This window comes from Baaleninema simplex PCC 7105 (assembly GCF_000332355.1).
GTDB classification, from domain to species: Bacteria; Cyanobacteriota; Cyanobacteriia; order Cyanobacteriales; family Geitlerinemataceae; genus Baaleninema; species Baaleninema simplex.
Genome location: NZ_KB235958.1, coordinates 1065845 through 1081391, shown reverse-complemented (window position 1 = coordinate 1081391; position 15547 = coordinate 1065845). Strand labels below are relative to the sequence as shown.

The 15547-nt window shown below is 46.8% G+C and carries 9 protein-coding genes and 2 pseudogenes; 2 read left to right on the top strand and 9 right to left on the bottom strand.

The genetic code is table 11. From position 1 onward, the window contains the following. Window positions 1-2: 2 nt before the first annotated feature. From GEI7105_RS29405 to GEI7105_RS0106670, 6 genes and pseudogenes are all read right to left on the bottom strand, one after another. Entirely contained in the window at window positions 3-1400 is a 1398-nt protein-coding gene (locus GEI7105_RS29405; RefSeq protein ID WP_017659705.1) for a leucine-rich repeat domain-containing protein, read from the bottom strand. Between the two features lie 213 nt (window positions 1401-1613). After that, a pseudogene (locus tag GEI7105_RS0106695) lies at window positions 1614-2159 on the bottom strand (IS630 family transposase); the annotation flags it as partial. Window positions 2160-2192: 33 nt separating this feature from the next. Further along, window positions 2193-3249 (bottom strand): ISKra4 family transposase gene (locus tag GEI7105_RS0106690; RefSeq protein ID WP_445958257.1). Its coding sequence is split into 2 segments (ribosomal slippage): window positions 2193-3093 and window positions 3092-3249, totalling 1059 coding nucleotides; the frame shifts between segments, so codons are not numbered across the junction. A gap of 83 nt (window positions 3250-3332) precedes the next feature. After that, window positions 3333-3833, bottom strand: a pseudogene (locus GEI7105_RS29400) (helix-turn-helix domain-containing protein); the annotation flags it as partial. Between the two features lie 431 nt (window positions 3834-4264). Further along, a complete protein-coding gene (locus tag GEI7105_RS38985) occupies window positions 4265-5236 on the bottom strand; it encodes a hypothetical protein (RefSeq protein ID WP_192816685.1) in 972 nt (323 codons plus the stop codon). Between the two features lie 374 nt (window positions 5237-5610). After that, window positions 5611-7437 (bottom strand): hypothetical protein, encoded by a 1827-nt coding sequence (locus GEI7105_RS0106670; protein WP_017659699.1) that lies wholly within the window; start codon window positions 7435-7437, stop codon window positions 5611-5613. 106 nt (window positions 7438-7543) lie between these two features. Here GEI7105_RS0106670 and GEI7105_RS0106665 point away from each other — a divergent pair, with 106 nt between their 5' ends. Beyond that, entirely contained in the window at window positions 7544-10582 is a 3039-nt protein-coding gene (locus tag GEI7105_RS0106665; protein WP_017659698.1) for an alpha-mannosidase, read from the top strand. A gap of 121 nt (window positions 10583-10703) precedes the next feature. Here the strand turns inward: GEI7105_RS0106665 and GEI7105_RS0106660 are convergent, their stop codons facing one another. The 3 genes from GEI7105_RS0106660 to malQ form a co-directional block, all read right to left on the bottom strand. Further along, the gene (locus GEI7105_RS0106660; RefSeq protein WP_017659697.1) at window positions 10704-11312 is read right to left on the bottom strand and encodes an RloB family protein; all 609 of its coding nucleotides are present in this window, start codon (window positions 11310-11312) and stop codon (window positions 10704-10706) included. Window positions 11313-11329: 17 nt separating this feature from the next. Further along, window positions 11330-12682, bottom strand: a complete 1353-nt coding sequence (locus GEI7105_RS0106655; RefSeq protein ID WP_017659696.1) for an AAA family ATPase — start codon at window positions 12680-12682, stop codon at window positions 11330-11332. Window positions 12683-12846: 164 nt separating this feature from the next. Further along, entirely contained in the window at window positions 12847-14355 is a 1509-nt protein-coding gene (malQ, locus tag GEI7105_RS0106650) for a 4-alpha-glucanotransferase (protein WP_017659695.1), read from the bottom strand. Between the two features lie 116 nt (window positions 14356-14471). Between malQ and GEI7105_RS0106645 the strand changes: the two genes are divergently transcribed. Beyond that, window positions 14472-14906, top strand: coding sequence for an NUDIX domain-containing protein (locus GEI7105_RS0106645; RefSeq protein ID WP_017659694.1), 435 nt, complete (start codon window positions 14472-14474; stop codon window positions 14904-14906). Window positions 14907-15547 lie beyond the last annotated feature (641 nt).

Sequence of the window (15547 nt, the reverse complement as noted above, 5' to 3'; positions counted from 1 at the left end):
TCCTAGGGTCGTCCTCCTCGTAAGGGTGTGGGAATATAAGGCCAATCAAACTGACAAACTCTTTCATCGGGAAGGGGACAGGTTCGATCGATAATGGGATTTCCCCAGAGAGACAGCTCGTCCAAATAGATTAAGCTGGCTAAAGGTGACACATCTTTGATTTGATTTTCCCAAAGAGATAGCTCATCCAGTCGAGTTAAGTTGGTTAAGGGGGTGATGTCCTCGATTTGATTGGCTGCAAGTCCGAGCCAATAGAGTTCAGTGAGGTTTGCCAGCAAGGTCACGTCCTGGATTTGATTTTTACTGAGTTCGAGTTCGATTAAATTAGTGAGATTGGCTAAGGGAGTCACGTCCTCAATGCGATTAGCACTGAGTCCCAGCCATTTCAGGTTGGTAAGGTTGGCTAAGGGAGTCATGTCCTCGATTTGATTGAAAGAGAGTTTAAGCCTGTTCAGATTAGTGAGGTTGGCTAAGGCTGTGATGTCCTCGATTTGATTGGCTTCGAGTTTGAGCCATCCTAGGTTCGTCATGCCGGCTAACGGTGACACATCTTTAATTTGATTCTCTTTGATAGTCAGGATCTCTAGGTTCGTTAAGTTGGCTAAGGGAGCCACCTCCTCGATTTGATTTTTATTAAGGTTGAGTGTGATGAGGTTGGTAAGGTTGGCTAAGGGGGTGACGTCCTCGATTTGATTCTCTTCGAGTTTGAGCAATCTTAAGTGAGTCAAGTTCCCTAAGGGGGTCACGTCCTCAATTTGATTTTCTACGAGCCAAAGCTTATTCAGGTGGGTGAGATTAGCTAAGGGAGTGATGTCCTCGATTTGGTTTTTGATGAGTGCCAACTCGTTCAGATGGGTGAGATTGGCTAAGGGGGTGATATCCTCGATTTGGTTGTGGCTTAGCCAAAGCTTATTCAGATGGGTGAGATTGGCTAAGGGGGTGATGTCCTTGATTTGATTCTTATAGAGTCCCAGCTCGTTCAGATGGGTGAGATTGGCTAAGGGGGTGATGTCCTCGATTTGATTCTCTTCAAGTTTGAGCGTTCTCAAATTGGTGAGATGGGCTAAGGGGGTGATGTCCTCGAGTTGAAGGCTCTCAAGGGTCAACTCGGTCAGATTCGTGAAACTCGCTAACGGTGTAATATCTTTAATTGGCTTGTTCCATAAACTCAGTTCTGTCAGGCTGGTGAGAATTTCCTCAGCTCGATCGCAATCTTCTGTGTCAGCTTTTTTTAATAAGATTTTGACGGTATGTCTGGCTTCCGGTGTCAACTGCTCTAAGTTTCGACACCAATCGCCAAACGTCTCAAACTCTTGAGGTGGAACTCGAACGACGGCTCGTCGATCGCAAAAATTGACCGTTATCGCTGATAGTAACGCTACAGTTAAGGCTTTCTTCATTTTTGTTTTTCTCTTTTTTAAGTAAGAGCTTCTATAATATTAATCAGACAATATTTAAAATTTTAAATATTGTCTAAAATGAGTTTATTTTTTTTTGAAAAATTTTAAATTTTTTTTCAAATGATTATTGCTTACAATATAATGATGTCATCTTTCAAATAAAATCGATGTTAAAAAAACAAATATCTTTTTAAATTGGCTTATATAGCAACCCTAAGTGACTTGTGGCAAAACTCCATAGTGATGAAGTTTGGGGAAATCAAAGATTTGACCATCAGCAAAAAACTTAAATAACTCTCTGACAATTTTAAATGAATCACAGAGATGATAAAACTGTCTAAGAAAGTTCTTCGTCTGTAGCCAAATATCTTCAACTGGGTTTTGCTCGGGAGCATTTGGAGCAAATTTCGTGCAGATAATCAACCATTCATCTTCATCTAATTCACCATTTAATCCCTTTAAGAATTCACGAAATTCTTTAGAGTCATGATACTTGGCGCCATCCCAAAATATAGCCAATCTCTGTTCGGGTCTTTGTTCTTGTAAATACTCAACAAAATCAATGGTATTCTCGGTATTAGCTTGAGGATATTCTCGAACAATAAATTCATGAGTTTGATAATCTAATGCTCCAGAATAAGTTTGACGACTTTTTTCATTTTTAATGGGAATTTCGACTCTTATTTTTGTTTTACCCCACACATAACTTAAGAGGTCTTCCCAAAGAAGATGGCATTCGTCAATCATAAACACAGCCAGGGAGCATCTATTTTAAGTAATGAGTAAAAATACTTAAGCCAACTCGCGATTGAGATAAGCACAGCGTAAACGCAACATGGGATTGACATTCTCTCGATTCCACTGCGCTCCGGAAATCTTCATTCTCAAACCAATGCGTTTAATAGTCGATTCAACTTCCCCCGAACCAATGACCTGGCCGTTTTCCTGGCGTTGGGCATAATTCGGTAAGCGATGAGAATGGCGCTCTATATAGTTGAGGAAGTTGACCACTTCTGGAGTACGCCACTGGCCGAACTCGGCCCCCGCGGCTTCGACCTCACCCTGCCACAAATGCTCTCGTACCGCTTCTAAACGTTGGCTTGAACCCCCAACCCGATGCAGATTTTCTATCAAGTGATACCAGTCGAGGATTTCCTGGCGTTGGGATTCCTTGAGGCAATCACGAGCCAAATTCCAGACACCGGGATGACCGTCGGCCACGACACTCACCGACTCAGCCCTTGGCTGTTGGCGTACCCAGTCGGCCAATTGAGCGTTGTCTTGAAAGACGGCGGCACAAACCTGTCCGTGTAGAGCAATGGCTTTGTAGTCGCGCCAGAGACTTTCTTGTCCTTTAGGGGTGCGTAGTCGCACCTTGCCACCATCAACACTCATTTCCCTCACCGAGTCTTGGCTTTGGCTCAATGACAGTGCGTTTTGGCGGGCTTGGCGATGCTGAGTGCCGTGAGAAACCTTGACCCCAGTCAGGACTTCGATATCGACTTCAGCGTTAGCGAAGGATTCGTTGGCACAAAGGAGCAACGAACAACGTTCTAGATGAGGACTCACTCGTGTGCGGGGCTTAACCTTTAAGCGTTTGGCTTGATTACTGGTTAGGGAGACTTCTCCAATACAGCTCCTAATTTTTCGTTCTCGTCCGCTACGAGTCTGGCTGCTTTGGGCAAAAAAATAGGGCCAGTTCCGGGCCAAGGGTTTCGAGCCAGTGGTCGCGCAGGCTCAGCTCGATGCTCTCGAAGTCTTGGACTTTCTCTTTAGGGGTATTTTGGTACAGGATATCGGCGATCGTCTCGGCAGCTTGTTTGAGTTTTTGACGTTCTTCTGGGGTCATTGACGACTGGGGAATGCTTTCCTCTCTATTCTCGAACCTCTGTCAATGCGTATTTCTACTCATTGCCTTAACTAGATGCTCCCCACAGCCAGCTTTCCAGCTTTTATGTCTTCCTCCCAGGATTTTAATTTTTTCTCAATTTCTTCTTTTTTTTGCTTGACCAGCTCTTCATCTTTTTTAGGATTCTTTTTTTGAGCCTTCTTCCAGCTCATTTTAGCGCTTTTTAATAAATCATAATAGCTTTGGTCTGAGGCATACACGACATTATATTCTTGATATAAATGACGCTTTAAATCAGAGACTCTTAGATAATCTCGCCCCTGTATCCATTCAATTACTTTGGTTTTTTGGGTAGAATTTAAATAGCCTTGACTTCCTTTGTACTGAAGTTTTAAACTCTCAACTTCCTGAAAAAGTGCCTGGTTTTTCCAGTAGCTAATAAAACTGGAAGAGACTTGTAGAATTTCCATGATTTCGTGATAAGACTTCCCAGATAAAATCATTTTGGCAGCCAAAGCTCTCTTCACTTCTCTTGCTTCTTTGGTTTGGGAAATAAAATCATTCAATTCATTGATAATGGTCATTGAGGTTTCTCGAGTTTAAGTTCAATCTACTCTATTAGAGCACAATGCTTTCCATGAATGACTTAGGATTGCTATATAAATTTTACGAATATTAGCAATAAGGCTAAACCCAAAAATCTAATCCATGCAAAGCCGCAATTTTTAAAATCTTCATATTCTAATTTTTTTGAAATGAATGATTCTTGAAATCACAATCAAGCCCTGTTTGAGCAGGCTCTGAACTTTCTGAAAAGCTGGATTTCAAGGGATGTTTCAAACTCTATCCTCAATCAAAATTCAACGATTGCGCTCGAAGTTCTAGTTCCAACAGCAATAGAAGAAAGAGAAATAGAGCCATCCCGTTGAATTTGTGGATAGCATCACAGGAGCCAGAGCCTGTATTATGTATATTGGTATTTTACACCAGATTTAGGCTTGCTCTCGTCTTATTTTTATGAAAATTCAACAATACTGCTGGGCAAATAACCACTCTCAAAGAATCTAGTTAACGTCTGATAATATGCTTCTGCCCTTCCTGCAATGTATCCAGCTCGATCGTCAGGGTTGACAATTTGACGTGCATTTTCAAACCGCTGGCGGCGCGCACGCTCATTACGTGGGGCATTTACTCGAAAAAAGAATGGCAAGTTGTTATTCGGCGGTCTAAATATACCCTGTTGCATACCTAAAACTGCTATTCGAGCGGCAACATCACGATCGTCTGCTGCGATATCTGGGTTGTTAACTAAGTCGATGGGGCTAAGATCGATATTAGCTTGGCGTTCGAGAGCGGTTGGATTACTAATTGCCCTATTGTAAACTTCCTGCATTTTATCGTAATTCGCTTCTCCCGTAATTTGGACAAAACCTCGACCTCTATATTTGTAGCCGTCATTTACTCGATCGTTCCCATTTCTTCCTCCATATGCATTGTTAAAATAGTCTTGCTCTTGCTGACTCCCCGGTCGTTCACCTGAATATTCATACATATAGTTATGACCGTATAAGGTGGCACCAAAATAAGATTCATGTTCGGCTGTCGCAATGATGTAAGCAATTGGTTCGAGTTGAGTTATTCCAGTAAGCACAGAAAACTTCAAAAGCCTTGGAATGGCATCCCTTGCAGCCTCTTCAACGATTTGCTTTTCACCGTCATTGAGCTTTTCGGGAGGAATTGTGTATACGTTGTTAGCGAGTTCTACTACCAGTGGGCGCAAGAAATCTCTATCCTCAGCCCTGCTTTCATCATAGATTTGTGCTACTAGAGATGTATCTTCATCACTTTGCTGTGTCGGGGAACTGTTCGGAAGTGCGCTTTTAACTCCCAGATCGCTGATGTTGTTTTCCTCTTCCGTCGTCTTCTCCTCTTCTTCCTCCGAACTCACCGATGACTCCCGATCGAGATTTGGAGGATGTATTGGCATGGGTGAGTCCACAATGCTAAACCCACTCGTGGGAAGCTCGTAGCGATCTGAGTTGTTAGGATCGGAATCTTCTGAAGGATTAAATGGATCTCGCAACTTCGGGGGATCTTGCTTCTTCTCTAAAGACTTCGCCTAGGTACGCGGTTGCGGTTGAGAGGAGTTTTGACTGGGTCTGTGAATTCGCTGGTATCCCATCACACCTGTCCGATCTCGTTTAGCCTATCTTACTATAAAATCCAAATATTAGTTATTAAATATCGTAAAACGATCGATCTAGTTAGAAATTTTAGCCATAAAAAATAAAACAGCCGATCGCAAACAGTAATTTTCGGCTGCTTCTTGGATTTTAGAGGTTTAAAACTTTCTAACCTAACTTATCTCAACGATCGATCGAACAGCCAATTCCAGAGTTTCCCAATCCACAATTCAATTTTCAACATCACTCGATCGAGCCATCCTAACACCACTTCTAACGGGTGTTTCACATAACCGGAATCCTCCACTTGCGCCTCGAGCCAGTCGGGATGGAATTCTGGTGCGTTGGAAGCCTTAGCTTTGGAAGAATTTGCAGTGTCTCGAACTCGAGACACTGCGGTTTGCGGAGATTCGATCGCTCCCGTTTCCGTTTGACGCCGAACTTGATGCGATTGGCGAGTTTGGAGATTTCTCGATATGGAGGTTTGAATTTTGGAATTGTGAAAGTTCGAGGTTTGAGTGTTTGAATCTTTCAATTGGGGAGTTTTAAATTTCGACGGTTGCGTTGGGAGACTTCTCGATTTCGCACCGTTCGATGGGGAAACTTGAGATTGACGAGAAGGAGATTGAGGCGATGCTACGGATTTCGGCGTCAATTCTGCTGTTTCCGTCGTCGAAATCGTCGTTTCGCGATTCGGGAACGAGGGTTTTGTCAGAGAACCCGTCGAAATCCAACGATCGATTGTTTCTGAAATTTGACGGAACGGATTTGAAGGCTTCCCTTCTGGTAACGCTGTCGGGGAAGCGGAAGCCGTTTCAAATTGGGAAAAATCGGAATTGAGAGATTCACAAATCGATGGTTCAAACCCCTGAATTTCAAAATTCCACGGATCTGAAACTGGGGAAGTTGTGGCGGTGGCGAAGGATTTTCGCGGTGGTTGGCTGGGAACGTTTAAAGGATCGTCGAAATTGAAGAAGTAGGCGATCGCTGCTTCGATGAGAGCACGCACTCGTTCGTAAACGGTAGACTCGTTAACGGCGGAATCGTAAACTGTCGAGTTAGATGTGGGAATTGGGGAAGTTTGAGATGCGATCGCACCCGTTCCGGGTAAAGATGCAACGTCGGGAGAACTCACCAGCCACGGATCGCTGTCTCGAAACTCCGAGATGTGGGAATTGAGAAACCCTCGATTTCCCGATGGCGATTCTAGGGATTTTTCAAGCCAAAATTCGTCGTGTCGGAATCGATCGCCGCCGAAAAAGTAATCGATCGCCGCTTTGAGGATATGACGCAACTTCTCCAACGGTGGTTCGGGAGATTCGGCGATGGGGAGGAAATACTCGCTTTCTAAGGTGGCGAGACGACGATCGATCTCGTACACTGCCTGAGATGAAACGATCGCTCGGGTGTCGGAGTTTGTAAATTCTGAATTTACGGTTGTCGCCGGAAGTGCAGCTTCGTTAAACCAGTTGAGACGACGGGCGATCGCACTCCCTCGAACCCACGCCATCAGGCGATCGAAGTTGTTTCTAGATTTTGATTTGACGGGTGGCGAAGACAGCGACGGCGACAACTGCGGAATTCGAGACAGTTCTGCTAAAACACGATCTTCGAGTTGTTGTTGTTTTTCCGGGGAGAGAGGTTCGAGAACGTGATTTTCTGTGACGACGAGAACCATTTTTCGGTCTTCGCGAGAACTGGCAATTCCGCAAACGGGCGTTTCGCGAACTTCTAAGCGATCGAGAGTTTCTAAAACGTTGCGAATCGGGGTGTCGGATTGTGGCAACGCTTCCGCCTCGGCTGTAGACCCCGATGCCACTTGGCGATCGCTGTGTCTTATGGTTTGAAAAATCGCGTACACCGGATACAGCAAGGTTTGCGCGGCGTTTTGTACGGCGAGTTTGGCGTGACGAAAGGCTTTGGCTGCGGTGTCGCCAAAACGCAAGGAGCGATCGGCGATAAAGTTGAACAGGCGACTTTGGTAAGGACCGGTGTAAGCAGACACGATTCCGACTCCCCGTAGTTCGGTTATCCCTTTATTTTACCGGAATCTGCGTCTTCGACTCGAGTTCTCGCGATACAATGCTTCCTAGATTTCACAGGGGAAGTCAGTGGAAAGACTCGCACAGACGATCGCGAAATTAAAACAGCTTTGTCGCCTCGATATTTTAGAGAATTGGCGATTTTGCGACGCCGATCTTACAGAAGAACTGGCACTACGTCCGGAAACTTGGCAAAATTGGCAACCCGTCACCTTGAATTCCCGGCGACATATTTCTTGGAATCGGGGAAAACGAGTTTTGTGGCTGAGTCAAACCCTCGTCGTTCCGGAGTTTTTAAACGATTACGATGTGACGGGGTTGGCGTTGCGGTTGTCTCTGCGCTGGTGGGCGGAAGACGCCAAAATTTTTGTCAACGGAACTTTAATTCGAGAAGGAGATTTGTTCGACTGTTTCGGACGGCTGTTGCTGAGGGAATCCGTTCGACCTGGCGACTGTTTAAATCTGGCAATTCGCCTCATCAGTCCCGGTCACGACGACGGCGCGTTAGTTACCTCTGATTTAATATACGAATCCGAGGAAATCGACCCCGGATTTATCGCCGACGAACTGGCTGTTTGCGAAATTCTCCATCGAGAGGTTCGAGATTTCTCTATATATATAGATGTCATCGACTGGGAGGCGTTACCGAGCGATCGCGATCGCTTCCATCGTTCCCTCTCCCAACTTCGCCAAATCCTCGAAACTGAATTTCCCAAATCTTCTCTTACAGTGTCTCTCCTCGGACACGCTCACTTAGACATGGCTTGGTTGTGGCCGGTATCGGAAACCTGGGACGCCGCACAACGAACCTTCGAGTCCGTCTTGTCTCTTCAACAAGAGTTTTCAGAACTGATTTTTTGCCATTCCTCTCCAGCATTGTACGACTGGATCGAAACCCACCGCCCCGACGTGTTCGCCGAAATTCAAAACCGCGTTAAATCGGGAGTTTGGGAAATTGCAGCCGGATTGTGGGTCGAACCGGAATTCAATCTCGTCAGTGGCGAATCCATCGTCCGTCAAATTCTCTACGGACAGCAGTACACCCGAGAGAAATTCGGCGAAATTTCTCGCGTGGCGTGGCTTCCCGACAGCTTCGGCTTTTGCTGGCAGCTTCCCCAACTCCTCAAAGCTGGGGGAATCGACTATTTTGTCACTCAGAAATTGCGCTGGAACGATACCACCGAATTCCCCTACGAGTGGTTTCGCTGGCAGTCTCCCGACGGGTCGGAAATCCTCAGTTGGATGAGTTCTCCCATCGGACAGGATATCGACTCCCAGCAAATCGCCCGCTACGCCCAAACTTGGCAGGAGAAAACGGGATTGTCCGAAGCCCTCTGGTTGCCGGGAGTGGGCGACCACGGCGGCGGTCCGACTCGCGATATGCTAGAAGTAGCCAGACGCTGGCAGCGATCGCCCCAATTTCCCCAACTCCAGTTTTCCAAAGCCACCGATTTCCTCGATCGCCTCACCGCCGCCTCCCCTCAACCCCCCGTTTGGCGAGACGAACTCTATCTCGAATACCATCGCGGCTGTTACACCTCCCACGGCGATCGCAAACTCGCCAACCGTCGCGGCGAACGCGGTTTGTACCAGGCGGAGGTGTTAGCCTCCGTCGCGTCGAGATTGGCGAAAGTCCCCTATCCCAAAGCCCAACTCGATCGCGCTTGGAAACTCCTGCTCTTCGATCAGTTTCACGACATTCTCCCCGGTTCTGCCATTCCCGAAGTTTTCCGAGACGCCGATCGCGCCACGCAAGAGATCGATCGCACCGTCGCCGAGGTGGTAGAAACCTCTCTAAACTTCCTTACCCAACTGCTGAAACTCCCACCACCACAGCATTCTGAGGCTGTCCCGATATATTGTGTCAACGTCGCGGGAGGCGATCGCTCTGAAGTGGTAGTTATACAGGTTCCCGACCCCAGTAAAACCTGGAGAGCTTGCGATATCGACGGAAAGCCGCTGCAAAGTATACCGTTTCGCGACACATTGCAGGTTTATATCCCCAAATTGCCGGAAATGGGAATTACTACCCTCTGGATCGAGCCATCGTCACTTCCGGCGCGGAATTATGACATACCCAATTATGTCACAAAACTTCAAAACACACAAATTCGCGTAAAAATTGACGAAATCACCGGTAATTTAGCTTCAATTTTTCATATTGAAACCCAACAGGAAATCCTGAACAGTTCCGGAGGCGATCGCTTACAATTCTTTGAAGATAAAGGACAATATTGGGATGCGTGGAATATCGACCCCAACTATGAAGAAAAGCCTCTCGAAGCCGCTACCTTAGAATCGATAACCTGTCTAGAATACAGCGAAATCCGTCAGCGAGTGCGTGTCGTCCAGCGATTTCGCAACTCCCGCTTTATCCGCGACTACATCCTCGACATCGACTCCCCCATCCTCAAAATCGAAACTCGCGTCGATTGGCGAGAACCCCACGTCCTCGTCAAAACCGCCTTTGGCTTGAATCTCAACGCCGAAAGTTTTACCACCGAAACACCCTTCGGGGCGATCGCACGTCCGACGCGACCCCAAACCGAGGCCGAAAAAGCCAAATGGGAAGTTCCCGCCTTGCAATGGGCAGACCTATCGGGAGATCGATTTGGCGTCAGTCTCCTCAACAATTGCAAACACGGCTACGATGCCAAACCGAACCAATTGCGACTGACCCTGTTACGGGGTTCCACTTGGCCAGACCCCGACGCCGACTTCGGCGAACATCGATTTTCCTACGCCATCTATCCCCATTCCGGCGATTGGCGAGACGCCGAAACCGTCCGATGGGGATATCGTTTCAACCAACCCGTTTTCGTCCGTCTCGGAAATTCCCAAACCTCCAGCGGACATCTTCCCCCGTCGATGTCTTGGTTGACCGTCAAGCCCAAACACTTCATCGTCACAGCGTTCAAACAAGCCGAAGACGCCTCTCGCGGCTGGATTCTGCGAGGATACGACAGTATTGGAAACGCCGCTAAAGTCGAATTCGACAGTGTTTTGGGCGGTGCGATCGCCTCTCGCGTCGATGGTTTAGAACGGGATATCGAGGGAAGTGAAAACCTCGAACCCTGGCAAGTGGCTAGTTTCCGAATCCAGCCTTGAGAATTCCTTCAATTCTCGGGTTGAAAATCTGATGTCATCGAAGGATTTGTTCCCCAGATCCCCGGCATCTCCGAGATACCGGGGATCTATGCTCCTGTTATACGACTTCTTTTAGAAAACCTCAAGTCTTAACAATCAACTTTTCAACGAGACGGTAAACGTGAGTTCCGACTTGCTGCGGACAAAATTCCTGTTCGTCAGTATGTAGACGTTTTCCATGTGCGATCGCCTCTTTAACGTAAGCCAAGAGTTTTTGAGCGTCGTAATTACTTTTCTCGTAACGTTTCCCCAATAAACGAGTCAGTTCGCTTTCGCATTCCTTCACCGTTGCAGGGGTACGAGGATTTCTCTGGTGTAGAAGCAGCCAAAGTTCAAAACTGGGATTGCTGGCACCTAAAAAATATCTCTGTTTTTGACAAACTTGGTACACCTGTTGAAGTTCGGATTTTTCCCATTCAGGAACATCCACAATGAGCCAAAGTTCGTCACCGGGTTTTAGCTGAGTTTTTTTAATTTTCTCTTGTAAACGATTCAGGACGCTTGTGGGAGACGAACGACCTTTGCGTGTTGGTAATACTCGAACAATAACATTTTGACGATACGGATTGCCTTTAAAACAGTCAAAGTATATCGCTTCTGTTTTCTCTCCCTCTGTCGCGATAAAATAGACTTTTCGTAAATCCCGACTCGGTTTAGGGCGACTGAAGGAGCGTTTGGACTTTTTAGCCATGCGAAGTGAGACGAACGTTAGGAACTTTTCGTTAACCCCAAAGCACGGGCATTTCCCAAAAACGGAATTGCACCGTAACGACCTTGAAGATAGTTATTCAGAACGTCTTTTTCGTAGCGAGGTTTAAAGTCATATAGCGAGTAAAGATCGGTAGCACCGTTAAGCTGTTTTTCCATAAACCATACCTCGTCTCGTCGCAACAGTTCTAAGTCTAATAGGTTCGTTTCGTGAGTCGTGACGATAAGTTGAGTCGGCTTATTTTGATTGTTAGACTTGAGATGTAATTCAGCCAGAAGCCGTGAAAGCTGAGGATGAAGGCTGCGTGCGAGTTCGTCCACCACAAACACGCGCTCTCCGTCTGAAGCAATTAATTCGTGAAGTAAGGGAATTAAATCGAGAAGCCGCTTAGTTCCATCAGATTCTTCGTAAATATCGAATCGAACTTCTCGATTTTGACTGTCTCGGTGAATCGTGACTAACTTCAGAAGTTTTGAATCCTCACGGTGATTGACGACTGTAAATCTCATCCCGTAAGAACCGTGCAAGTAAATGACATCAGCGAATTCTGAGTTCGATCGGTTTTTCAGTATGTTTTGAACCAGTTGACCTTCAGGAGTATCCCAATCAACTTCTTCTGTTTCAATTCGACTAATTCCCGTATCGGCAATTTGTAGAATTTCATTAAAAAAGGTTTGAAAATTTTCATCTTTCTGTAAGTCTAATTCAATCGACAGCGGGTGACTTTCGGGGTTGATAATGGTTAGGGTATGACGAAACCAGCGATAGGGATCGATAAAAATTTCAAGGTTGTGTTCGACGCATTCGTGGAGGTATAATTGATTAGGGCGAGTTCCTTTCCCGACGAATTCGAGAAATTGTCGGTCTTCCGAACTAAGAGACTTGGTAAAATCGCCGAACTTGAGGGTTGCGTTTCCATTGGCTTGAGTTTGTCGATCGAATAACAGTCGATCGCTTTGACGAGTAAAGCTGTACAGCCATTCTCGATGTACCCGTTCGCGATCGCATTCAAAACCATACTCGTAGAGGACTCCTCGAGACTTAATTTCGATCGTAAACCGAGCCGGACGTTTTAAACAGTCGGAATCGAGACGAAACCGTTCCACGGGAATTTTTTCCCCTGGTCGCTGTCCGTGTAAAATAAAATTGCGAGCGAATTCGAGGGCTTTAACAAAATTTGATTTTCCAGAGGCATTCGCCCCGTAAATAGCAGCAAAGCGAGTTAAACGAACGTCGTTACGATTGCGAGCTGGATAAACGTGATGGGGATGAATGCGTTCTCGAGAGGCGATCGCACTAAATTCTATCGCCTTGAAGGAATATAGATTTTCGAGCTTCAAGCGAACCAGCATAACGCAAATCGGAAAAACTCGAACGAGCGTGTTTCTCGTTCGCTAAATTATCTTGCTTTTAACACGAAACGGTCAGAGATTCAAGAGTCAAACCTAAACTGACCGTTTCTGTTGTTATTGGCGATGCCTCTCGGCGTCAAAAATTTTCTCAAACCCTTGTCAAACTACGACGGATTGCGACCGTAAACACAGGTATAAAACAACAAGCGATCGCGTAACTCGTCCGTCAACAGTTCCGGGTCGTACCGCCATTCCCAGTTTCCTTCCGCTTTACTGGGTTCGTTCATCCTGGCATCCGCCCCGAGTCCCAGCAAATCCTGTAACGGAAACACCGCTTGATTGGCATTAGTACTCATAGCCAAGCGAATCAAATCCCAATGGAATCCTTCGCCGCGACTACAGCCGATATAATTCCAAACCCATTGGTTTTCTTCATCCGATCGCGCCTCGTACCACCCCACGGTTGTATTGTTATCATGGGTTCCCGTATAGACCACGAAGTTTTTAGAATCGTAATTAAACGGTAAATAGGGATTGTCGCGACCGGAATCGAAGGCGAAGTGTAAAATCTTCATTCCGGGGAATTTGAAACGGTCTCGTAATGCTTCCACTTCCGGCGTAATAATGCCCAAATCTTCGGCGACGATGGGCAGTTCTCCCAATTCCTCTTTCAAGCGATCGAAAAATTCGTACCCCGGAGCTTCGACCCATTCCCCGTTCATCGCCGTCTCTTCGTTGCCAGGAACGGCCCAATACGCCTCAAAGCCTCGGAAGTGGTCGATACGAATCAAATCCAGGCGATCGAGAACTGCGTGGAACCGTTGCATCCACCAGCGGAAATTGGTTTTCTTCAACTCCTCCCAATCGTAAATGGGATTTCCCCAGAGTTGACCCGTCGCGCTGAAGTAATCCGGCGGAACGCCTGCCATCAACGAGGGTTTACCCGTTTCCTCGTCCAAACAAAAGATATCTCGATGGGCCCAAACATCGGCGCTATCGTGAGCCACGTAAAAGGGAATATCGCCGAACATTTGAATCTGGCGATCGTTGGCGTATTCCTTCAACGCCGACCACTGCCGGAAAAACTCGAATTGCAGGTATTTGCGAAATTCGACTTCTTCGTGAAGCTCTTCTCGCCATTTCTCCAACGCCTTGGGATCGCGTTTCGAGATCTCGTCGTCCCACGTATTCCAACTCGTTCCGTTGTAAACTTGCGTTTTAAGGGAAATAAACAGAGCGTAATCGTCGAGCCAGTGGGCTTTATCCTTGCAAAACTCGACGAATTCCTTCTGTTGGTCGGTGGTGGCGACGCTGCGAAAATTACGGTACGACTTTTGTAACAGCGGAGTTTTCACCTGTTCGACGCGATCGTAATCCACGCGATCGCTCGGAAGTTCGGGAACCTCCGCCAAATCCTCTTGTGAAAGCAACCCGTCGTCACACAGCCGTTCTAAACTAATCAGCAGCGGATTGCCCGCCATCGCCGAATAGGACAAATAGGGAGAATTCCCGTATCCCGTCGGTCCGAGAGGTAAAATTTGCCAGAGCTGCTGTCCGCTTCCAGCGAGGAAATCCACGAAACGGTAGGCTTCCTCTCCCAAATCGCCTATTCCAAAGCGACTGGGAAGGGAAGTCGGGTGCAGTAAAATTCCACTAGATCTCGGAAACGGCATAACTCTCGCCACTTGCTACAAGGTTGAATTTAACACGGGATTTCTCAAGTCCGGTTCAGTTTTCGGCTTAAGTTCAACATTGACGCTCTCTCGAGTCTTCCCTCGTCTCTCCGTTTATGACTTACCGCAACCCCGTCCCGACTGTCGATATTCTCATCGAATCGATCGATCGTCCTCCCGGTTCGATCGTCCTCGTCGAACGTCTAAATCCCCCTCACGGCTGGGCGATTCCCGGCGGTTTCGTCGATTACGGGGAAACCGTCGAAACGGCGGCGATTCGCGAAGCCAAGGAAGAAACGGGGTTAGACGTGGAACTCATCGAACAGTTTCACGTGTACTCGAATCCTCAACGAGACCCTCGAAAACATACCCTCAGCGTCGTGTTTCTCGCCACCGCTACGGGAATCCCCCAAGCGGGAGACGACGCCAAGCATTTAGAGGTGTTTTCCTTGTGGGAACTTCCCCCAAATCTCTGTTTCGACCACGATCGCATTTTGAGGGATTATCGCAACTATCGTTTTTACGGAAAACGTCCGAGTTTGGAAATTTAAAGCCTCCAAGACGATGGCACGGGCGTTCTCAAGGGCGATCGTCAGAGTAGCTGGAGTATTTGAGTTCTAAGAAGCTATTTTACTCGGTTGGTCGATGCTTTCCCTAGCTTGCTCTACACGCCGCCAAGCTCTAATACTCCATCGGTTTCCGATAAGCTAGGTTTCAAAAAGTCTTCACCACAGAGACACAGAGGACACAGAGAGAGATTTGTCAGGTCGGGCAAAACCAGTATTTGAAATTCGGATTCCGTATAACCCTCTTCTGTCACTCTCGGAATGAAAAGTTCGATCGCAATCGTGTAACGCTTGTCGAGGAGAGGGTTTGAGAAATATTTCGACTTGAAGTCTACAATTTGTAGACTTTTGGCTAATAGAAGCTCCCAAATGCAAGCACGTTGGGAGCTTCAGGATCTTTTTCTAATAGGATCTCATTCCGGTTTGAAAGAAGAGGGAAAAGAAGAGGGATAAAAGAGTAACGTACCGCTCGGGCAAACCGGCTTCTAGTCAAGAGCCAGTCTGACTGGGGGTAAAGGAACTGCCGTCCCTGTCCTGTCATGGATTGCTTGGACAGATTCGCGTTCCCGCTCACATCTGCTGTCCCGTGTAAAAAATACAGAGTTCGCCGTCTAAAATTCCGTAAA